Here is a 23,155-nt window from a genome sequence, read left to right on the forward strand (position 1 = left end):
CGATGAAAAAGTATATATTATGGATGTGTACCACCCTTTTTCTGTTAAGCATGGGTGGTTGTAGTAAAGATTTTCTTGATAAAGATCCCTTGGATCGTTTAACGGGTGATCAGTACTGGAAATCGAAAGCCGATTTTGATATGGCACTAACCGCTATTTATGGGCAGTTGCAAAATAGCATCTTTTCCTATGGTAGTCCTAATTGGGATGTGTTGACGGATAATGGCTACGGTCAACATAATTATAACGGCAGCCAAGGCATTGTGCGCGGTGAAATTTTTCCTTCCTCGGGAGGATATATTGTTGATATTTACAATGCATGTTATAGTGGCATAGCCAGGGCCAATATCTTTCTTTCTAAATTAAGTGCTTACGAGGGGGCGGAATTGGATGCAGCTGCCCGTTCGCGCTATGAGGGGGAGGTTCGCTTTATGCGTGGCTTCTACTACTATATGCTCTATGCCTGTTATGGTGCAGTGCCTGTGGTAACGGAGCCGCTCACTTTGGAAAATCAAGTTCAGCCAAAGGCTGCTGAAGCGGATGTATTGGCGCAGACACTTGCTGACTTGGACGTAGCCATTGCCAATTTAGGATCAACTCTTTACGCTAGTGGAGATGGCCATATAGTTAAAACATCCGCACAAGCGTTAAAACTACGGGTGTTACTTTATGCGGCCTATGATGAAAATGGAACGCCTGACCCCGCTTTGTTAAGCGAGGCGAGTACCTTGGCAAAAGAAATCATGGCGGCCGGTTATACATTGACTCCCTCCTTTGAGAGCACCTTTAGGGACGGTACACAAGAGGGTAATCCGGAAATTATTTTTTCCATCAAGTTTCTAGCACCCAATAATGCAACGCCAATGGATCAATGGTATGGTGATTGGGCGGTGGTTAGCCCCTTACCTAACTTTTTTAATGCATTTGAACCAGGTGACATTCGTCGAGACCTGACGATTTTTGATAAGGTGGTGAATTTTGACGGTGTTGTCCATCGGCCTTCCAATAATGTGCCTACCGGCTACGGGTTAAAGAAATTTCTGACGCCGGGCCTGATACCTTATGGTTATTCGACACAAAGTCAGCAAGACTGGGTTATGCTGCGTTACGCGGAGGTATTGCTTTCTTTTGCAGAAGCGGAGAATGAGCTTTCAGGGCCTACACAGGAGGTGTTAGAGGCCTTAAATGCGATACGTTTACGTGCCAAGTTGGATCCGCTAGCTGCGGGTTTGACCAAGGAAGCAATGCGAGCGGCTATTCGCAAGGAACGCCGTTTAGAGTTGGCTTTTGAAGGCTTGCGCTATTTTGATCTGAAGCGTTGGCGGATAGCAGAAGAGGTGCTCAATAATGTGAAAGATGGTATCCTTACGTATCGATTTGAAGAGCGCTTTTATCATTGGCCTTTGCCGCAAACGGAAATCGATAAAAGTGAAGGTGTATTGGAGCAAAACCCGAATTATTAAAATTATTTATAAGTTAATTTAAAAAAGGAACTTTTTTCTTAATCAACTTTGCTTGATCAAAGTTGAGCAAAATCAAGGCTTTGTAGGCTATCTTGCACCTGATGGCAAAACATTCATGGCACGTATTGGAGCCGTTTCACTTCTTCAATACGCTTGGATAGTGCAATATGAACAATACTGCAAATGCTTTGCTGCTCGTTGCGTCGGTATCCTCCAAGGCCGTTTTACCCACGCGCAGGGCTATATTAGGGCTGAAGATAATGATACGTCCGGTTAAAAGTAAAAGCCGATCGTTCTACAAGATGCCGCCTCCAAAATTTACAGCGAGCACTGGGAGGCACTACCACTCCTGTAAATTTTGAAGCGGCGAGCTTTCTTTGCTTCCTTTCTTTCGCGGAGAAAGAAAGAAGTTAAAATAAAAGTAATCACGATGTAGCGTGAGTGCCATAAAAAACAAATGATATACATATGAAATATTTAATTTACACGGTTTATACCTTATTGACACTGAGTAAGCTGGTATATGGTCAGGTTACTGAGCGTCCCCGTCCTACAAAGTGGGACAGTTTAGTGATGGGCGGACGTTTCATCGACCGTTTTTCGCCAATGGTTAAAGGCCATAGGCAAACTGGATTGTGGGGCGCTGTGGGGGTACAGAAACGCTATATTGATAATGGGATAGAAGATAAGGAACGCTCTTATTGGGGCGGTAACATTGTTTATGACAGTGTTGGGCAGCTTTATAACCTGTATGTTTGCGGCTGGGATGAAAAATGGCCGAAGGGCCATCACCAATGGCCACGGTCGACCGTATACCACGCCGTGAGTAAACAGATGCACGGACCCTATAGCATTAAGGACACCATAGGCGCTGGGCATAATCCCGAAGTCTTCCGGTTGAAAAACGGTACTTATGTGTTATATGTTATTGATAAACGGTATACGGCTTCTTCACTTAACGGCCCTTGGAAGCAGGATACCTTTCACTTTGATAAACGGGATCGAAAAATTATCGAAGGTTTGTCTAATCTAACCTTTGCTAAACGGGGGGATGGTTCTTATCTCATGGTCTGTAGGGGAGGGGGTGTCTGGTTTAGCAATGACGGCCTTTCTCCTTTCTATCAGGTAAGCGATCGACGTGTATATCCAGACGTGGAAGGCGAATTTGAAGACCCGGTGGTTTGGCGTGATCACATTCAGTATCATTTAATAGTGAACGATTGGCTGGGTAGAATTGCCTTTTATTTACGATCAAAAGATGGCGTTAACTGGATAACGGATCCTGGAGAGGCCTATACGAATCAAATCGCTTTACATCAAGATGGCACAAAGGAAGCATGGTATAAATTCGAGCGGATGAAAGTATTGCAAGATTACCACGGTAGGGCCATACAGGCAAACTTTGCGGTGATCGATGTAGAGAAAGACTTTGATAAAGGTAATGATATGCATAGCTCTAAAAATATTGCCATTCCGCTAAATCCGGGCTTGTTAATCAGTATGCTTGACAAAAAAATGCCAACGGATAAAACCAAAGAAATACGAGTGAAGATTATGGCAGAGCCTGGCTTCAATCCCTTGGAAGAGGTGGATGTGAAAAGCTTACGTTTCGGTGCTTCCGACCAAGTTAACTATGGCGGCGGGTGTAGCGCTTTGGATGCAGAAGCACATGGTAAGGATTTAATCGTCCGGTTTGACGCGAAAGGGCATGGCATTACAGAAACGGAGTTCGCTCCTAAGCTGATTGGCAGATCAAAGAAGGGAAAGCTGCTTTATGGATATACGCGAGCACCTTGGCTAGTTTATCATGAGTCCATCTTATCAGCAAGAAAACCGATTTTAAAAGATAATAAGAGGCTTGTTGTGGAGGTGACTAATTTCGGCGAAGTACGCTCGAATAAGGCAAAGGTTTCGCTTTATCGTATTCAGCATGGAAGAAAAGAGCTAGTAGCCAGCGGTCAAATAGTACCGCTAAATCCTTTTGAGCAGGTCATGCTTGATTTAGTGCCTAAAGGTCTGCCCAGGCTTGTGATAAATGACAATTATAGCATTGAAATCGAAGCCAATAATAATGTTAAATCGACTTTTGACTTTCGGTGGTAGGCTGGAGGTACACTTTGTCGGTGCTATGAAATGAGAACGTCCGGCTTTTGGGGATGCCGGACGTTCGTCTTTTTTTAATCAACCTAAACCTATCTTATTATTTTCAAATCCTGTGCCAAATGTTTTCGTCGTTTTTCAGTTAGATTAGCGCGGAATTAGAAATGAAATCCTCGACAGGTATATTCCCTTGTCCTAAAAAATGGACAATTGAGGTTTATCTACGTAATAAAATACCAGACAAATTGTAATGAGTATACCGGACAATTGTAACGAGTCCGTGTAACTTTTACGGATAATAGTAAGTTAACCTACACTTAACATAATAGGGCTATTCTTGCGCCAAATTGAAAAGGTAGCATGAACCGTCCATGTTTAAAATTTCATTTTCATTACACTGGGAAATGTAAATTTTAAATATGGTAAGCTCCATCTTACCGATGGATTAAAACTATTTACAGATGAAACATTTTAAACCCTATTTTTTTACAAGCTTATTGGTGGCAGGCCTCAGTGTTACGAATCAGATAAGTTTGGCAAAACTAAACAACCACATTCACTTAACAGAAGCACCGCAGGAAGAAATTGCACTTGCAGGCCTGGTAAAGTCGGCCGAAACCGGCGAAACGATTCCCTCCGTTTCCATTATAGCTGATGGTAAGGCCGTCGGGGTGACTGATGTCAATGGAAAATTTCAGGTAAAAGTACCACGAGGAGCGGAAGTACGCTTTCAGTACATGGGTTATCAGCCGTATTCCACCAGATTTACGGAGGATAATCAAAGCTTATTGATTTCACTTGGCAGTGCAAGTACCGACTTAAGCGAAGTGGTGGTAACGGCATTGGGTATCAAAAGGGATGAAAAAGCGCTGGGCTATTCGGTATCTAAGCTCGATAATAAAGACTTGACCGAAGCGATGCCAAACAATTGGTCAGAAGCCCTTAAAGGAAAAGTAGCTGGTTTAAATATTACACAGGCCAGCTCGGGTCCGCTGAATACCTCGCGGATTAACTTGCGTGGCAATTTATCACTCGACCCAGCCAAAAATCAGGCCTTGATTGTGGTGGATGGTATCCCCATGATCAATGGAAATATCAGCTCGGGAGTTGATCAGGCTTATGGTGCGGGTGCAAGTGGTGCGGATAAAGATATTCCAATCGATTTCGGAAACGGTTTAGGCGATATTAATCCGGACGATATTGAGTCGATCACCGTCTTAAAAGGAGCCGCGGCAACCGCTCTCTACGGTAGCAGAGCTGGTAACGGAGCTTTGATCATTACCACTAAATCAGGCGCTAAACATGAAGGGGGGATTGGCATTACAATCAATTCCAATACCAGCATCAGCGATATTTTGCGTTGGCCTGATTATCAGTATGAATATGGGCAAGGCGTGCAAAACCGCAACGCCGCAGGTGAGCTTTACTATTCGTATGATTTATCGGAAGATGGAGCGAATACGGGTTCTACCTCCAGTGCGTTTGGACCTAAGTTTGACGGTCAGTCATATTTCCAATACGATCCCGCAACGGGTGCACAGTCGGCCACGCGTGTGCCATGGGTACCTTACAAGGATAATATCAAAAGCTTTTGGCGCACGGGAACAAACTTTACTAATAGCGTAGCCTTGGATGGAGCAACCGATCGATTTTCGGCGAGAGCTTCCATTACGCATACCAAAAATAAGTGGATTATGCCGAACACGGGTTTCGACCGTTTAGTGGCGAGTTTGAATACCAGCGCGCAACTGACCGAGAAATTGAAGTTGAACGCGAAGTTGTCTTTTACTAATAAGAACAGCGATAACCTCCCGGGTACAGGTTATAACAATCAGTCGATCGGCTATTTTATGATCTTCCAAAATCCGAATGTTGATCTGGATTGGTATCGTCCCATTTGGAAGCCCGGCATGGAAAACATAGAACAAATCCATCCTTTTAGCTCCTTTATTGAGAACCCTTTCTTAATTGCCTATGAGATGACCAATAGTCTGCGCAGTACCAACTTGGAAGGGAACTTGCAGGGTATCTATAGCTTTAACAGTAAATGGGAATTGATGCTCCGTTCCGGCTTAAATATGAGGCAGGATCAGCGCGAGCAACGACGACCCTATAATACGGCAAATTTCCCCCAAGGGTATTATAAACAACAAGATGTGTTTTTCAAAGAGACCAATACGGACGGATTGTTGACCTATCGTGATAAATTAAGCGAGGACTTCTCTTTTACAGGGTCGGTAGGGGCAAACTTTATGCATAATCAAATCAGAACCAGTAATGGAGTTGCACGGGGTTTGATGGTTCCGGGTATCTATAAACTGTCTAATGCTCTAACACAGGCTGTGGCCGAAAACCAAACTGTTGAACGTAAAACCCATAGTGTTTATGGTTTGATCAATATCGGTTGGAAAGATAAAATCTTTTTAGATGTAACCGGAAGAAACGATTGGTCGTCTACCTTACCCGATGGCAACAATTCCTATTTCTATCCTTCGGTGAGTTCAAGTTATGTTTTGAGTGATCTATTCGAATTGCCTGAATTGATCTCTTTTGCCAAAGCACGTTTGTCGTGGGCTCAAGTGGGCACCGATACCGATCCGTATCGTACTCGCAGCTATTTTGAAACTTCGCCTTTTCCTGGTTCGGCCGGTGCACCTGCTATCTTGTTCAATGACGATCTTAAGCCTGAAATTTCAACCTCGTGGGAGGGGGGTGTGAATTTCATGCTGTTTAATAACCGCATCAATGCAGATGTAAACCTGTATACGAATAATACGGTAAATCAAGTGTTGCGAGTTCCATTAGATGTGACAACAGGTTATCAAGAGCGCTTCATCAACGCAGGGAAAATCCAGAATCAGGGTGTTGAAATCTTACTGAGCGGCAAACCTATAGTCAGTAAAGATTTCAATTGGAATACCACCATTACGTGGGCAAAGAATGTAAACAAGATTTTGACTTTGAGCGAAGATATGGGAGTAGACCAACAGCTTTATGCCGAAAGTGGTACGGTATATTTCTACGCCACGAAGGGCGGGTCGATTGGAGACCTTTATGGCTACGGTTTAGTACGTAATGAGGCCGGGCAAGTGGTATTTGATGCAAAAACGGGCTTGGCGTTACGACCTACTGATATAGAGAAAATAGGTAACGCTTACCCTTTATGGCGTGGTGGTTTTCAGAATGAGTTCTCTTACAAGAATTGGCGTTTAAGCATATCGATTGATGGACAATATGGTGGGATTGTCTATTCGCAAAGTCACCATAAAATGACTGAACAGGGTAAGTTAGGTCATACTTTATTGGGGCGGGAAACCGGTACCGTCGTTGGCGATGGTGTGGTGCAAAACGCAGATGGCAGTTATTCACCTAATACAACACCGGTGGCCATTAATACCTGGTATGCTGATTATTATAGAAGAGCCAATGTAGAAACCAATAGCTTTGATGCCTCGTATGTTAAATTAAGGGAAGCACGTATTGAATACGCTTTACCCAAGGAGTTATGTAAAAAACTTCGGGTGGGCGGTGCGAGTATTGCGGTCTTTGGCCGCGACTTAGCGATGATTTCCAAGTTCCCGATTTTCGATCCGGAGACGGCAGCTTTAAATGGAGCCACGATTATTCCAGGCGTGGAGATGGGACAAATGCCTACACCGCGAACATGGGGAATGAATCTAAATGTAAAATTCTAATTGTTGACTGATGAAACTAAAACCGTATATCAAAACATTGGCTATTGTATCCTTCTTAGGGATGAGCGCCTGTACAAAGGACTTTGAAGAAATTAATACCGATCCTAATAAGTTGGAGGTGGTATCACCAGGTAGTATGCTTACCCCCGTTATCTACAACATGAGCACTTATTTTACCGAGCAGAGCTACAACTTTGATTGGCAGATGATGCAGGTATGCATTCCCCATCCAAGCGTTTCTAATGGGATTCACCGTTATGACTTGAATGAAAATTCAGGAAATGGAACTTGGAATACGTGTTATAAGTGGATGGCCAATATTAGGGAGATGGAAACTGCAGCCGACAATTACAATTTACCTGTGTACAGAGCTGTAGCGGCCACCTTAAAGGCCTATATAATGGGGATTCTCACCGACAGTTTCGGAGATGTCCCTTTTTCTGAGGCAATGAAGGCAGCTGAAGGTATCAGTCAACCACGCTTTGATACACAACAGGAAATTTATGAAAACCTTATTGCACAATTAGAAGAGGCGAATACCATTTATGCGACAGATGACTCCAAGATGTTTGGAGAGGATCTGCTTTATAGTAACGATAAGACGAAGTGGCAGCGTTTTAATAACTCCTTGTTGATGCGTTTATTGCTGCGCATGTCTAAAAGAACGGAAATGAATAGCTATGAACGGTTGCAAACAATAATCGATAATCCGGATCAATATCCGGTGTTCACAAGTAATGCTGAAGCTGCCTTTGTAACCATTACAGGAAATTCCCCTTACGATTATGCCTGGGGCAGAAGGCAGGATTATGCCAATGCTAAGGCTATGGCATCCTTCTTTGTCGATTTACTGAATGCACAAGAAGATCCGAGGCGTGGCTTGTTTATGACAGGGGCCAGCCGTTTAGAAGGGGGTAAGCCCGTCGATATCGGTTACAAAGGCGTACCGGCCGCCCATTCCGGTGATGCCTCGCAATTCAATTTCAATCCAAGTCAGCCGAATGCCGACCTCATGGTTTATACCACTTTGGGGACGGAGATTATTGAAGTGATGATGAGTTATGCCGAGGTGGAGCTTATTAAAGCGGAAGTAGCTTTGGAACGGGGAGATTTAAATGCGGCAAAAGCAGCTTACGAAAAAGGTGTTGCTGCAGGGATCACCCAGTGGAAAAATGGTGTTATGCCCCAAGGCTATCTAAACCATCCCGTGGTAGCATTCAATGGAACGATGAAGCAGTTGATGGAACAAAAGTATATTGCTCTATTTTATAATGATTATCAGCAGTGGTTTGAGTATAGGCGAACCGGTTACCCGGAACTTCCGAAAACAGAGTATATGCTACATGATGGTGTCATGCCAACCCGTTTCATGTATCCAACAGAAATCCGCAGATCAAATCCAACGAATTACCAGGAAGCGGCTAATCGGATCGGTGGTGATGATATCATGACGAAAGTTTGGTGGGAAAAATAAAATTAATCATTTAAGATAAACGGGATAGTATTGCCATGCTATTCCGTTTTTACATATTACCGGCAAAAACTACACATTTTTCAGCCCTTAGTATACAAAGTAATTACGCATTTATTCATTACGCCGTGAAATTTGCATTTATTTTTTTACTTTAGTTTCAATGGCTGTACGACAAGTTTTTTTTTCGATACATAAAGTTCTCTTGCTTTTATTTCTCTTGCTGATTCTTTCACGAAGAGAAGGATATGCGCAGTTTAGCCGGGGAGTAGCGGTGGAATTAGGGTCTGGTGTGACACAATTGCACGGAGAGATGAAAGAGAAACCCTTCAAAGTGGGTTACCATATTGGCTTTGATTATATGATGTCTCCCTATCTATCCGCCGGTGTACAAGGCATGGTGGGAAGATTGGCTGCGAATGATCGAACTGGTAGGCAATCCACTAATAATTACCTAGGTGCAAATTTTAATGTGAAAGCCCGCATGGGCCTGCTTAGCGCGGGAAGCACGGATAACTTTGAGTTAAATTATATTCGAGAGCATGCTTGGCGCGCCATTTTACGAAACGTTTATATTGGAACCGGTTTAGGTTTTATTCATAATGATGTAGACGCCAATAGAGGTGGAGAAAGTGCAGAAACCAATTTGCATTTAACGGGACAGGATAATAGTAGCGGAATGTTTGTTCCTATTAATGTAGGGGTTGATGTGCCGTTTGGCTACACGTTGTCGGGACCGATTTGGTCGGTGAATTTAAATGCACAATTAGGGCTTTATTTTGGGGATGAAATGGATGGCTATGCAAATGCCTTTAGTAAACATAATGACCGTATGTTTTATTTTTCAATAGCGGTAAAAAAGTCGCTTTTTAACCGCTCCATCAATTGATGATTTACCCACTAACTTTTTTCTTTTCCGATCCTTGTAAAATGTGAGCGTTATTGGAAGTTCATGCCAATTGCACACATTTTCGCCATTTCGCTATTCGTTAATTCCTGTAGTGGAAATGGCTGGCTTTTTGTGCTAAATTGATAGCTTATCCCCTTGTTGGCTCTCCTACTATATTGGACGTTAGCGTAGAAACAATTATAGATTTATCACAATCTTATGAAAAAATATCATTATTTTGTATGGTTGAACATATTGTTCGCGACTATACTCATTAGTGGTTGAAACAAGGGATCTCATCATTTTGAGCCTGTTGTTGACCTCGACAGCGGTTTGGTTTACTATTATAAGCCCGGATAGCTCGATGAACCTATATTGGGCAGAGGGGGATGTTAGGATCGCGACACCAAAGGTTATTGCCTGTAGACAGTGGCAACATATTTTGGTACGTTGGTCAAAAAGCAAATCAACACTCGAGGTACTGGTAGACGGTAATACGGTGCTCACGAACAACTATCAGAGCAATCGCACATTCGACCCGTTGGAGCCTCCTGAAACGATGGGTTACAGTAATAATTACGAAGGCTCTCATGAAAATTCACAGAACTATTTCCGTGGTAGAATTGATGATATAAGGCGATATAATCGTTGGCTTAGAGAGGCAGAAGTGGATACCCTGGCTAGTGCAATATAAGCTTGCATTAAGTGTAGGATAATCTTGAAAGGTTCTACTTCAAAAGTAGAACCCTTTTTAAGCAGCTTATATTAAACAGGCATAAATTCCATCTACATAGCATATTAGTTTTCTCCTTCAGTTTTATGTGTTTCCCCCGTTGCGGTATAGAACTTATAGGTATTATAACTTCCGGATGCGGTTCATAATATTCTCCCGGTGTTCCAGCATATCTTTCTCGTCTCTTTGAAGATATCGGAGCTGCTGTGCGCGATCGGTTTCGTTGGTGGTATCTTCTTCCTCTTTTTGCGGAAGATTTCCTAGGCTACGTACTTGATCGAGATGTTGAAACAGATTGCTAAGTGCCCGATGAACGTTGCGAAGATATTTCTCGTTAATTGAATCGAGGTGTGAATTGGTTAATTCCCCTACGTCCTGGAAGGAAAGTTTCGTGATTTTATTGTTTGTAATCTGAGCAGAAAAGTCTTGCGAACTTGGAAAATCCCAATGTAAATCGTGGACAGTAGTTGTTGTAATTTCCATAGTAAATGCGTTTAAAATCAATACTATCCATAATAGCACAATAGCCGTACCAAAGTATGTTTAGTTGGCGTCAAAATAGGAACATATTTATCTTCTAGAATTTAATTATGAAATCTTAACTGACAAAAATTTTATTTAATAAGGTAAATTCGGCTTTTCTTCGCATTTTGCATCCGCTATAGTGAGATAAATAAATACGGTAAATATGATGCTAAAAAAACCGAAGGCAGTGTTATTTGATTTAGACGGAACTTTAATAGATTCAGAGTGGTTTTACTATAAGGCTTGGAAAGCGGTGTTGGCTACGTATGGCTTTATACTAGACAGTGAATGCTGGCTTACATCACTTGCGGGTAAAACCGATGTCCAAGCAATTGACGTACTGCAAAAACAATACAATTTTCAACCGGATGTTAATGAGTTCTTGACAAAAGTCAAATCAAAAGTAGCACAGCAATACGATGAAGAGCTAGTACCATTAATGCCAGGAGCAAAAGAGCTGATTAACTATCTGCATAAAGAAGAAATCATGATCGCTCTTGTTACTTCCAGCAAGCGGGAAGTTGCTACTTATTATCTGGAAGCTCATGATTTGATGAAATATTTTAGGTGCTTAGTGACGCGTACGGAGGTTAAAAATACGAAGCCACACCCTGAGCCATACCTAATGTGTGTAGAGCAATTAGGGGTAGACAAGCAGGATTGTCTGGTACTGGAAGATTCTGTAACGGGAACAACCGCGGCAAAGGCCGCAGGGTTGATGTGCTGGGGTGTACAGACACATGAGTCGATTCGTCAATCTTTGCTCGTTGATCGTATGTTTGATAATCTTCACCAGGTATTGGAAGAGTTTTTAGCAGATAGTTAGTAGTTAGTTAATAGTTGTTAGTTATTGGTTGTTAGTTATTGGTTTTTTATTGTTAGCGTGGGACCTAAAGCCGAATGGCTGATAGCTTTTTTTATTTGATTTCTTTTTTATACCTTTACTAAAGGGAGCTTCTCGTATACTCCTTTATTCTCTAACCAATTATAAAACATCGAAATGCATATCGAAGATGGTCAATGCAATTTAGGTGACAATGCTGTTTTCGAACAGACTTATAGGACGTACTACGCTGCGCTTCGCTTCTTCGCAGCAAAATATGTAGGGGATGAGGAAAGTGAAGATATTATCGAATCGCTATTTCTTCGTCTCTGGAAGCAGAAGAAGGTGTTAACAAATGAGACACATCTGAAAGCGTTTCTATATCAAGCTACCCGAAATGCCTGCCTAGACTTTATCAAAACACTGGGACGAATACACAAAAGACATAGCGTTTGGCTTGATCAATGTGAAGAAGTTGAACAGGACTATCTCCATGATTTAATCCATACTGAGGTGTTGGCGGAATTATATAGAGCAATTCAGCATCTACCCTCTCAATGTAAGCATGTGATGCAATTAGGATTTGTAGAAGGCCTAACGAATGAAGAGATTGCTCAATCCTTGGATCTATCTATACAGACGGTAAAAAACCACAAAGTAAGAGCTTTAAGAATGCTGAAAAAGCAATTTGCAGGAAGTGTTTCGGGACTCTTATGCATTCACCTTTTTCTTTCTTAAAAAAACAAGTAATCGAATAGGTACGTCTTTCTTCGTTTGTCGTATATAAGGTAAAAATTTGCCGAACATGACGAGCAAGGCCTTTTATAAACAGGAACGTATTATTTATTTACTTTCGAAACGATTGCAGCAGCCGCTTTCTATAGAGGAGGAAGAGGAAATCGCCGTTTGGCGTCAGACATCCCAAGCCAATCAGCTACTTTTTGAACAATTAAATGATCCTTCCAAGGTGAGCTCGTGGTTAGCGAAAATGAAAGCTTACGACCTTGAAGCTAGCATGGACCGTATTAAGAGGCGAATGGTGGTGAATAGTAAAAGACAAAAACAAAGAACGGTCTATTGGATGGCCGCTTCTATACTGATTTTTCTGTGCATGGGAGGGTTATTTATGTACGAAAAGAACCATAAAGAAGTTAAGCAAATGATTCCGCCTGGCCGCCCGATAGCGCAGTTGAAGTTACATGATGGCTCGACGGTCGATTTGGATCGCCTATCTGCCGGAGAAAGCACTTCGCGTGCCGGGGTGCGGATTACTAAAACTGCTGACGGCCAAATTACTTGTAATTATACAACTGTAAGCGGGAGGAAACCTGTTGCCAATTACAATACCATCGCGACGCCGATAGGCGGTGAGTATCGAGTCGTTTTACCTGACGGTTCGCTCGTATGGTTAAATGCCAATTCTTCTTTAGCGTTCCCTTCGCAGTTTACTGAGCGCACGCGTAATGTGCGACTAACAGGTGAGGCCTATTTCGAAATTGTATATGACGTTGGACGTCCCTTTATTGTGAATACTAGACAACAGACTATCCATGTTTTGGGAACAAAATTTAATGTGCAGGCGTATCAAGATGAGCTAGCAATGAAAACAACGTTATTGGAAGGTGCTGTTCAAGTCCGAACGGCCCATCAACAACAAGTGCTAAAAGTAGGAGAGGAGGCCCGTTCTTATGTGGCTGATGATCGATTGGATATTGGACGAGCGGACATAGAAGCCGCGCTTGCATGGAAAAACGGATATTTTGTCTTTAACGATGAAAATATTGTTGATATCATGAAGAAAATAGGACGCTGGTATCAGATCGATGTTACTTATGTGGGAGATATGGAGGATAAGATTTTCGCTGGTACTTTTTCTAAAAGGAAGAGCCTGCAGCATCTGTTAAGCAGTTTAGCTGCTACGGGAGAGATTACTTACGAAATAAAAGGAAGGAGGGTGACGATTATGTCTGAGTAATAGAAAAAGCTGACCGGAAATGCGCTAACACTTCCGGATCAGTAGCTTAAAGCTGAACATTAGGTCAATTCCTTTTCGTATTAAACAAACCTAATAATCAAATGTACAAAAAAAATACTGCATGGGATAGTGTTGCACTTTTGCGCTGTTCCTTAAAATTAATAGCGGTAATGAAGCTCATTTTCATCTTAACCATCATCTGTAGCCATTGTTATGCGATCAGCTTGGCGCAGCGAGTTACCTTAAAGGTTAACAACGTTGCGATAAAAGAAGTAATGCGGCGGTTAGGAAAAATGACCGGCTATGATTTTATCTATAATGTTGATCGTTCTAACACCCTGAAACAGGTGTCTATCGACGTAAAAGAGACGCCCATAGAAGAGGTATTAAAGCAGTGCTTTTATCCTTTAAAGGTAGAAATCGTCTCGAAAGAAGAAAAAACTGTTGTATTAAAACTAAGTGAGCGATCCTCTCTTGGAGGGGTAAGCCTAAGGCCACCGGGGCTGTCACAGTTAATAATAGAAGGACGTGTAACAGACAAAGATGGAAGAGGCTTGGAAGGGGTCTCTGTTTTTGTTAAGGAGCATCCAAAAGTAGGTACGATAACGAATCGTGATGGCTATTATTCATTATCTGTTCGGGACGGAGCGTTCATCGTGTTCTCGTTTACCGGCTTCCAACGGAAGGAAGAGTCAATTGGGCAGCGTACGCAGATTAATGTGACGTTGGCCGAACAGGAGTCGGCATTAGATGAAGTAGTAGTAGTGGGATACGGTACGGTGAGACGTGGAGATTTAACAGGAGCAGTATCTACCGTAGGGGAGAAGGACATTCGCGCTACGCCTATTGTGGCCTTAGACCGCGCCATGCAAGGGCGGGTGGCGGGCGTCAATGTTACCACAAACTCGGCTAGGCCCGGGGGAGCCACTACGGTACGCATTCGTGGCACAGGTTCCGTTAACGCAGGCAATGAACCTTTATATGTTATTGACGGCTTCCCGACCGGCGATCTCAACTCTATTAACATCAACGACATCGAATCAATGGAGGTCCTGAAAGATGCGTCAGCGACAGCTATTTACGGATCGAGAGGTTCAAATGGCGTCATCATGGTAACTACACGTAGAGGAAAAGTCGGAAAATCCATTGTGAGTTATGACGGTTATTATGGAGAGCAGCGCGTACGACGAAAAATCCCCCTGTTGAATGCCCGGCAGTTTGCAGAATTTGTCAATGATGCCAATGTTAATAATGCATCGGCACCCTATTTTGACGGGAGCAGTGACGAACGTCCCTTACCTTCAAGCTTAGGTGAAGGTACAGATTGGCAAGATGTCATCTTGCGCAAAGCGCCTATACAAGATCATCAATTAGGTATATCAGGTGGCTCCGAAAAAACGCGCTATGCCATTTCGCTTGGTTATTATGGACAAGACGGTATCGTTATTGGTTCTGATTTTAAACGTTATTCACTTCGGACAAATGTAGATAGTGATGTCTCAAGTCGGCTGAAAGTGGGGCTATCTGCACAGGGTGTACACACTTCCAGTAATAGCGCGCGTACGGAAATAGCGGGAAATACCGCTTATGAAAGTGTGGTTTCTTCAGCTTTGAACTATTCGCCAACTTTTCCGGTATGGAATTCCGATGGAGCTTACTTTAGTAACCAGGGACCGCTCAATGGTTTGGGGGCTGATAATCCCTATGCAATGTCACAGGAATTCACCAACAAAGGTTCTTTGATTCGATTTTTAGCAAATACCTATGCAGAATTTAAAATCAGCGATCATCTGAGATTTAAAACTACATTGGGCGCCGATTTACAGTCCAATAAGGCGAGCAATTATATTTCACGCTTGGTAATTACAGGTGCGAGCTTAGGTGGCAGCGCTTCTGTCGCATCTGCACAAACTATCAACTGGTTAAACGAAAATACCTTGACTTATGAGCGCACTTTCGGATCGATTCATCAACTTAACGCATTGCTAGGGTACAGCTATCAGCAGTCTGATTATGAAACGGCCACGGCCAATGCCAATACTTTCAATGATGACTTTGCTAAATATCACAATTTGGGAGCCGGGTCGACACTTATTCCGGCTAGCTCAGGTGTAAACCAGTGGCGATTGATTTCATATATCGCACGAGTCAACTACGGTTTTGACGATCGGTTCTTACTGACACTCACCGGTAGAAGGGATGGATCCTCTCGTTTTGGCACCAATAATAAGTTCGGTTTTTTCCCCTCCGGTGCGTTTGCTTGGAAAGTACGGAATGAAACCTGGATGCAGGATTTGAAATATTTATCAGACGCAAAACTTAGGATCAGTTATGGACTTTCCGGCAACCAGGAAATTGATAATTACCGTTTTTTGGCAAATATTACACCGCTTCCCTATGTGTTGGGCGGAGCATTATTAACAGGTAATGCACCTCAGGGAATAGCCAACCCGGATTTACGTTGGGAAAAGAACGCGCAACTTGATATTGGATTGGACCTTGGGTTCTTTGATAACCGGCTATCCTTCACCGGTGATTATTATGTGAAAACAACTTCGGATCTCTTGTTCAGTGTGGGAGTACCCACGAATTCGGGTTTTTCTTCAATGCTTCAAAATATCGGTCGCGTGCAAAACAAGGGAGTTGAGCTAGCATTGAATAGTACCAACATTGATCATGGTGGTTTTCGTTGGACGAGCGCTTTCAATATAACATTCAATAAAAATAAGGTACTTGCGCTTGATAATCGCACAGAGTTTAGAGCGGGTAGTGATGCACAAGTGCATAGAACAAATATCAGTCCGATTTTAATGCGTGTGGGAACGCCTATAGGCAATTTTTATGGGTTTAAAATGGAGGGTATTTTTCAAAATGAAAACGAAATTGCAGCCTCAGCACAACCTAACGCAAAGCCCGGTGATATACACTATGCCGACATTAATGGTGATGGTATTTTTAATGATGAGGACCGTACGATTATCGGGAATGCAAACCCGGACGCTTTTGGTGGCCTTAATAACACGATCTCTTATAAGGGTTTTGATTTAAATATCTTTATTCAAGGCACTTTTGGCAACGAGATTCTTAATTACGGCACTTTTGACCAAATGAATATGACGGGAGGAAATAACCAGTCAACCCGTGTGTTAGACCGGTGGACTCCTACCAATCCCAGTAATTCGGTGCCGCGGGCCAACGCGGCTGGTGGGTCTCGATTGCTTTCCACACTCCATGTGGAAGATGGGTCTTACATTCGTTTTAAAAATATTTCTTTGGGTTATACTTTGCCTACCAGTTGGTTGCGGTCACTCTCGGTTAGTTCCTGCCGTATTTATATCACGGGTCAAAACCTCTTTACGATCACTTCTTATACCGGGTATGACCCGGAAGTAAACAGGTTCGGAAGTGATACGATAAGCCAAGGTATTGATTATGGGGCCTATCCGGCGGCGAAAACGTATTTGTTGGGACTGAATGTTAAATTTTAATATGGAAAATATGACATATACGAAACGAGTAGTTTTAGGCTACATAAAAACGGCCGTTTCGCTCTCATGCTTGGCAATGATATTGTTTAGCTGTGAGAGCCGATTGGATGTAACACCCCTTTCCAATTTAACAGACGCTACGTATTATAAAACCGCGGAAGATGCAAAGGCTGCGTTGGGGGCTTGCTATGCGAGTATAAGTAATCCGGATGTCTTTATTGATTTAGCTACTTCCGATGATGCTGTTCCGTTTTTGACGGGGGACGCTAACCGCCCGCTGTTGTGGCGCTATGATATAACACCGGATAATGCTTTTATTCGCTTCTATCCAGCTGCTTATACGAGCATTAATCGGTGTAATATTGTTATCAATCGATTGCCAGCGATTGCGATGGATGAAAACCTGAAGCAGCGTTATATTGCCGAAGCAAAATTTTTACGGGCATTGGCTTATTTTAATTTGGTACGCCTTTACGGCGGCGTTCCTATTATGACAACTGAAACGGATGGCTTGGAAGGCTTGGAAGTTGCCCGCGCCTCTATAGACGAAGTATATCAACTTATCGAGCGTGATTTGTTAGCAGCCGAACAGGTACTTCCACTATCATATGACGGAATCGATAAAGGGCGGGCGACGCAAGGTGCCGCCAAAGGTATTTTGGCGAAGGTTTATCTTACTAGAGCGGGCACAGACCGCGGTTCACCTTATTGGCAACAGGCAGCGGCTAAAGCAAAGGAAGTGATGGATCAAGGGGTTTATGATCTTTATCCAACTTTTGCCCAAGCCTTTTCGTTACAGGCGAGGGGAGGTATAGAAAATGTATTTGAAGTTCAATATTTAACCGACGTACGGGGACATAGTTTGGGGAGAGGGTATGGTATTCGCTCCGCGCCGATTTATCCAGGCGGTGGTGCCGGTATTGCACGAGTAGCAGCAAATCTTTTTAATTTATATCAAGACAACGATCAACGGAAAGCAGTTTCTTTTATTACCTCTTACAGCTATCAAGGAAAGACGGTTGAATTATCGGTTACTGATCCGAATCCCGCCAATGCGGTATCTTTCCAAAAACTCTGGGACAAAACGGCGACAACAAATGGTGGGGAAGGAACCAGCTTTCCGATTTTACGATTTGCGGACGTATTGTTGATCTATGCCGAGGCGAGTAATGAGCGTGATGGGGGCCCGTCTGTGGAAGCATATGAAGCACTTAACCGAGTGAGACAACGCGCAGGTATTAATGCACTGAGTGGTCTTGATTATGAGTCTTTTCGAGCGGCTGTTTGGCTGGAGCGCCGATTAGAATTAACTTTCGAAAATAACAGACGATTTGATCTAATACGAACCGGCCAATTACTACAAGCCATTAAAGCAGATACCGGCTTTGGACGAAATGCACAAATTCAAGAACATCATACCTTGTTGCCTATTCCGCAATTGGATATGGATGTTAATCCACTATTGGAACAGAATCCGGGGTATTAATTAAAGACAAATTATTAAAAAGAATTTTTATGTTAACACGAAGAGCATATATAAAGAATTTAGGAACATTGACTGCAAGTGTACTCCTATCTCAGAATTTGTTTGGGCGAAGTTTGAGGAAAAAAGTTGTATTACTTCGTTCATCTTGGCAAACGGTCAACATAGGTGATATTGGCCACACCCCTGGCGTACTCGCCTTACTTGAAAAGCACTTGCCGGATGTGGAAGTGCGCTTGTGGCCTATGAGTATCAATAACGGCGTAGAACCAATGTTACGAAAGCGTTTTCCACACGTCAAGATTGTACAAGGTGAAGCCGATCTGGCGCGAGCCTGGCAGGAGAGCGATTTTTTACTGCATGGCTCGGGACCCTCCTTAGTTGCCGCTAAAGATATCGCTCGGTGGAAAGAAGAAACAGGTAAACCGTATGGCATTTATGGAATTACATTTCCTGGATTTTACGGTCCGCCGACTTCTGGACAGGAAGCTGCATTGACGAAGAATATTGAGTTGCTCACGACGGCACAATTTTGCTATTTCCGGGATTCAATATCGCTTCGTTTTGCGCAAGAACATGGCGCGCGCTGCCCGGTTATGGAATTTGGCCCAGATGGAGCTTTTGCGGTGGATCTAAGTAATGAAAAGGCTGCCAGGAAATTTCTTGAACAGCATGATTTGGAGGAGGGTAACTTTTTATGTGCCATTCCTCGGCAACGTTATACCCCATGGTGGGAACTTCCAGAGAAGAAAGCGAAATTTGATGAACGCAAAAATGCACGCAATGAGGAAATGCGTGAGCATGATAATGCACCGATTCGTGAAGCGATTATTGAAGTGGTACGTCAGACACCAATGAAAGTATTGGTATGTCCGGAGGACGGAACTCAGGTAAAATTGGGAAACCAAATTATTATGGACAAATTGCCACAAGATGTACGTAATAAAGTTGTTTGGAAAGACTCCTACTGGCTAACGGATGAGGCCGTGAGTACTTATAGACTGTCGGCCGGTTTATTTGGGTTGGAAATGCATTCCCCAATTATGTGTATCGGAAACGGTATACCCGCTTTGGTTGGTAGGTTTGAAGAACAAACCTCTAAAGGAATCATGTGGAAGGATATTGGCTTGGATGAATGGTATTTCGATGTAGATAAACCGGAGGATGTGAAGCGGATTTTACCGGCAGTTATGGCACTTGCCAAAAATCCGGAGGAAGCGAAACAAAAGGCTTTAGATGCGAAAGTAAGAGTGGATACACTCTTTGCAGCGAGTATGGCGAGACTAGCTAATGAACTAGAACAGCGGTAGTATAAAGTCCCTCGGGAAAACAGAGACTAATTAATAAATGCACAAATTGAGCTCGGTCAGAACATTTGTGCATTTATTATTGTTCAATACGTAACAACCAAGTTGTTTATCAAATCGTTTTATGAGAAAATCAATACTATTAGCATTCATACTTTTTGTTTGTTCGGTTAAAACGGATGTAAAAAGTTGCACACGCGTGGTCTACAAGGGTACGAATGGCACTTTGTTAACAGCTCGTTCTATGGATTGGAAAGATGATATTCTTACAAACCTCCGGATTTTTCCACGCGGGATGGAACGAAGCGGGGAGGTGGGACCAAAATCCATCCAATGGAAATCAAAATATGGAAGTGTAATTGCTTGTGGCTATGATATTTCCACAACGGATGGCATGATGAGAAGGGGCTGGTAGCTAATATCTTGTGGTTGGCCGAGACTGAATATCCTATTTGGAACCAAAACATCTGGTTTATCGATTGCACTATGGGCACAGTATGTACTTGATAATTTCGCAACCGTATCAGAAGCTGTAGGACGCTCTTCAAGATGAGCAAATCACGATTATAACGGCAAATGTGCAGGAGCGCTTGACTACCTTGCATCTATCACTTTCGGATGGAACAGGAGACAATGCTATTTTTGAATATATTAAAGGCAAACTGGTGATCCATCATGATACGTCTTATAACGTGATGACAAACTCACCTATTTTTGAAAAGCAGTTAGCATTAAATGAATATTGGTCAGAAATCGGAGGAACCGTCATGCTGCCGGGAACGAATAGAGCAGCAGATCGCTTTGTACGTGCTGCGTTCTATGCGAATTCAGTTCTCAAAACGGCCGATCGCAGAATTGTAGTAGCAAGTGTTTTCAGTGTTATTCGGAACTGTAGGTATTGATATTCCTTTTGGGAGTTCATAAGTGGTCCTACTTGGGCGGTTAATACAAATGCGCAACTCGGCTTCTATTTTGGCGATGAAATGGATGGCTACGCCAACGCTTATAGTAAACATGATGATCGTTTCTTTTATTTCTCGCTTGGTATTAAAAAATCCTTTTTAAATGGTTTGAAACGATAAGGTAATGGCACAAATTTATTTATTCCAATGAATGCATCTATAAAGCATTCTTTCAGAATTAGAGACGTTCATAAATTCAAGAAAAGAGAAAACATCCGAATGTTTTCTCTTTTCTTGAATTTATAATCAATAACTCAAAGTGAGCGTTTTTGTCCTCGTAGGTGTTTCCCCGCCATTCTCATAATATTTGATGTTAAGTACAGCATTTGATGCTGGTGTTTGAATAGTAAGCGCTACGGTATTAAGACCAGCTCCTGTCGATTCTAAAATAATGCGGTTGTTACCAACGGGAATAATAGTCCAACCCTGTAGGGTACCTAATAAAGAACTCAGATAGGATTCGCCGGTAGAAGAAAAATCCGCGGAAATTTCGACTTTCAACTTAAGTGCTTCTGTACTTACAATTGAGGATGCTTCAAATACACTGGAAGATATATTGTTGACATTTGTATTTAAGCTATTTAATCCGAGATAAGTGGTCTTGCTGGCAGCGGGATATTGGATTAGATCACGTGTTTTTGTATACAAATTTAAGTTGGTGAAAGCACTTATATAATCAAGTGAGATGTTGTTTAAAATTGAATCAGGGTAGATTCCTGTGTATTTGTGTTTTACTTGATTTACTACAGAAGATTTATTTAGATAATATAGATGGGAAAAAATTTCGTTACCAAGATCAACATTACTTAGCGTCCCATCATCTTGTAAATCCTGTGCGATATCGTTAAGTATTTCTACTAACTGACTTTCTGATCGAAAACCTACTAACATGGTGCTTAGTGCTAGTGCAATATTGTTTGATGTTGATGTTCCAAAAAGAGATACCTTTTCTGCTCGAGTAATGCCTGGATTGCTGATGCCAAACGATGCCAACACCTCTGTCACGGCTTGCTTTTTTGCTTCATCAAAGGATTTTCCTTCTATAGTCATGAGGTATTTGACTCGAGGTTCTTCTAAATGCGTGAGAACGTTTACATTGATTATTTCTGAGGAATCAATTTTGATTAAGCCTGTAAGTGAAATCTTGGAAATAGAATTTTTATTCGAGACCTCATTGTAGAAAAAGCCATCTGCGACTACTCGGGCCAATTTACCTTTTAAATTTTTTACCTTGATGTAAAAAGACCCTAAGTTATCATTTATAGTGCCGTTGAAACTTCTTCCAGTTTGGGAAAGCGTTGTGTCCATTTCGAAGAGTGTAATCAAGGAACCTTTGGTAAAAGCACCCTTTTCTATCTTACCTACGATTTCTTGCGTACTTTCGATAGCTTTCAGTTTGTTGAGCTCGTCAGATAATCTTTCGACAGACTCCTGGAGATGTAGAGTACCTTCGGCTGTCAGCTTTTGTTCAGCATAGTTATCGTTGATTACATTTTGTATCGATTTTATGCTGCTTTTTAGCTCTTCATACTGAACCGTACTCTGGCTATTTTCGAGCGCTTTTTTGAGGCTCAAAATGTTATCTGCTTGTAAATTGGTTTGATTCTTAATTGTTGTTGTAATTTCAGAGAGCTGTGTGGATAACTCTTTTAACGCCATTATTTCGTTTTGATTTAGTTTTCCCTGCTCTTTTAGTTCTATCAACGTATTATCAATCTCGGTAAGCTGATTCTCTATGTCTGACACCCGGGCTTCTAAGTTGTCAATTTCTTCACGTAGATTATCATCGTCTTTTGAGCAGGAAAAAATACAAAGGCATATCATAACCAATGGTATGCCTGTTAGTTTTAGGAATAGGTTTCGCATACATTTTAAATTTTCTTCGAATTAAAGGAAAATATGTGATTATACAAAGTAACATATGACCTTTAATTGTTGTTATAGAAGGATGCAAAGCAAAGGTTTCTATTTTATCGCTGGGCATCGAAAGTCTCACATAATAAAATAGTTTCGGCATTACTTATTAAAAGCTCACATTCCAATGTATGATTGGACCACAAAGTAATCCGCCTAACCGTGTTGCCAACGATGGCATTTTTCTACACTTTGTGGAGATTTTTGTGGTTGGCAGGTGCGGGCAAGGATCATCCTCTGTTATTTGTCAAAAAAGGATCAATCGACAATCAATATATCTGTATATATTTTATAACTGGTTAAGTGTTTGAATAACAATTGATAATT

General features: G+C 42.2%; 17 protein-coding genes. 15 read left to right on the top strand and 2 right to left on the bottom strand.

The window, feature by feature from the left end:
• The first annotated feature begins 2 nt into the window (after positions 1-2).
• The 7 genes from ACH11B_RS10045 (at position 3) to ACH11B_RS10075 (ending at position 10,312) form a co-directional block, all read left to right on the top strand.
• Positions 3-1,463, top strand: coding sequence for a RagB/SusD family nutrient uptake outer membrane protein (locus ACH11B_RS10045; RefSeq protein WP_377613570.1), 1,461 nt, complete (start codon positions 3-5; stop codon positions 1,461-1,463).
• Between the two features lie 115 nt (positions 1,464-1,578).
• On the top strand, positions 1,579-1,740 hold the full coding sequence (locus tag ACH11B_RS10050) for a hypothetical protein (protein WP_157622214.1): 162 nt from the start codon (positions 1,579-1,581) through the stop codon (positions 1,738-1,740).
• A gap of 191 nt (positions 1,741-1,931) precedes the next feature.
• Complete coding sequence (locus ACH11B_RS10055) at positions 1,932-3,566, top strand: glycoside hydrolase family protein (protein ID WP_377613569.1); 1,635 nt, start codon at positions 1,932-1,934, stop codon at positions 3,564-3,566.
• Positions 3,567-4,024: 458 nt separating this feature from the next.
• Positions 4,025-7,258 (top strand): SusC/RagA family TonB-linked outer membrane protein, encoded by a 3,234-nt coding sequence (locus ACH11B_RS10060; protein WP_377613568.1) that lies wholly within the window; start codon positions 4,025-4,027, stop codon positions 7,256-7,258.
• 10 nt (positions 7,259-7,268) lie between these two features.
• Positions 7,269-8,732, top strand: coding sequence for a SusD/RagB family nutrient-binding outer membrane lipoprotein (locus tag ACH11B_RS10065; RefSeq protein ID WP_377613566.1), 1,464 nt, complete (start codon positions 7,269-7,271; stop codon positions 8,730-8,732).
• 160 nt (positions 8,733-8,892) lie between these two features.
• Positions 8,893-9,618 carry a hypothetical protein gene (locus ACH11B_RS10070; protein ID WP_377613565.1) on the top strand — a complete coding sequence of 242 codons (726 nt, stop codon included), beginning with the start codon at positions 8,893-8,895 and terminating at the stop codon, positions 9,616-9,618.
• 277 nt (positions 9,619-9,895) lie between these two features.
• Entirely contained in the window at positions 9,896-10,312 is a 417-nt protein-coding gene (locus ACH11B_RS10075; RefSeq protein WP_377613564.1) for a LamG-like jellyroll fold domain-containing protein, read from the top strand.
• A gap of 162 nt (positions 10,313-10,474) precedes the next feature.
• On the opposite strand, the gene ACH11B_RS10080 is transcribed toward ACH11B_RS10075, so the two are convergent.
• Positions 10,475-10,834 carry a hypothetical protein gene (locus ACH11B_RS10080; protein WP_377613563.1) on the bottom strand — a complete coding sequence of 120 codons (360 nt, stop codon included), beginning with the start codon at positions 10,832-10,834 and terminating at the stop codon, positions 10,475-10,477.
• 205 nt (positions 10,835-11,039) lie between these two features.
• Between ACH11B_RS10080 and ACH11B_RS10085 the strand changes: the two genes are divergently transcribed.
• The 8 genes from ACH11B_RS10085 to ACH11B_RS10120 all read left to right on the top strand — a co-directional run bounded on the left by ACH11B_RS10085 (position 11,040) and on the right by ACH11B_RS10120 (position 20,854).
• Positions 11,040-11,702 carry an HAD family hydrolase gene (locus ACH11B_RS10085; protein WP_377613562.1) on the top strand — a complete coding sequence of 221 codons (663 nt, stop codon included), beginning with the start codon at positions 11,040-11,042 and terminating at the stop codon, positions 11,700-11,702.
• 174 nt (positions 11,703-11,876) lie between these two features.
• Positions 11,877-12,437, top strand: coding sequence for an RNA polymerase sigma-70 factor (locus ACH11B_RS10090; protein WP_377613561.1), 561 nt, complete (start codon positions 11,877-11,879; stop codon positions 12,435-12,437).
• 67 nt (positions 12,438-12,504) lie between these two features.
• Positions 12,505-13,674: a FecR family protein gene (locus ACH11B_RS10095; protein WP_377613560.1), complete on the top strand. Its 1,170-nt coding sequence runs from the start codon at positions 12,505-12,507 to the stop codon at positions 13,672-13,674.
• Positions 13,675-13,775: 101 nt separating this feature from the next.
• Positions 13,776-17,162, top strand: a complete 3,387-nt coding sequence (locus ACH11B_RS10100) for a SusC/RagA family TonB-linked outer membrane protein (protein WP_404274017.1) — start codon at positions 13,776-13,778, stop codon at positions 17,160-17,162.
• A 10-nt stretch (positions 17,163-17,172) separates the two neighbouring features.
• Positions 17,173-18,648: a RagB/SusD family nutrient uptake outer membrane protein gene (locus ACH11B_RS10105; RefSeq protein WP_377613558.1), complete on the top strand. Its 1,476-nt coding sequence runs from the start codon at positions 17,173-17,175 to the stop codon at positions 18,646-18,648.
• A 29-nt stretch (positions 18,649-18,677) separates the two neighbouring features.
• Positions 18,678-19,955 carry a polysaccharide pyruvyl transferase family protein gene (locus ACH11B_RS10110; protein WP_377613557.1) on the top strand — a complete coding sequence of 426 codons (1,278 nt, stop codon included), beginning with the start codon at positions 18,678-18,680 and terminating at the stop codon, positions 19,953-19,955.
• 121 nt (positions 19,956-20,076) lie between these two features.
• Positions 20,077-20,367: a linear amide C-N hydrolase gene (locus tag ACH11B_RS10115; protein ID WP_377613556.1), complete on the top strand. Its 291-nt coding sequence runs from the start codon at positions 20,077-20,079 to the stop codon at positions 20,365-20,367.
• Positions 20,368-20,530: 163 nt separating this feature from the next.
• A complete protein-coding gene (locus tag ACH11B_RS10120; RefSeq protein WP_377613555.1) occupies positions 20,531-20,854 on the top strand; it encodes a linear amide C-N hydrolase in 324 nt (107 codons plus the stop codon).
• A gap of 306 nt (positions 20,855-21,160) precedes the next feature.
• Here ACH11B_RS10120 and ACH11B_RS10125 read toward each other — a convergent pair whose 3' ends face one another.
• Positions 21,161-22,780 (bottom strand): hypothetical protein, encoded by a 1,620-nt coding sequence (locus ACH11B_RS10125; protein ID WP_377613554.1) that lies wholly within the window; start codon positions 22,778-22,780, stop codon positions 21,161-21,163.
• Positions 22,781-23,155: the final 375 nt, after the last annotated feature.

The organism is Olivibacter sp. EAT-5 (assembly GCF_044784325.1).
GTDB classification, from domain to species: Bacteria; Bacteroidota; Bacteroidia; order Sphingobacteriales; family Sphingobacteriaceae; genus Olivibacter; species Olivibacter oleidegradans.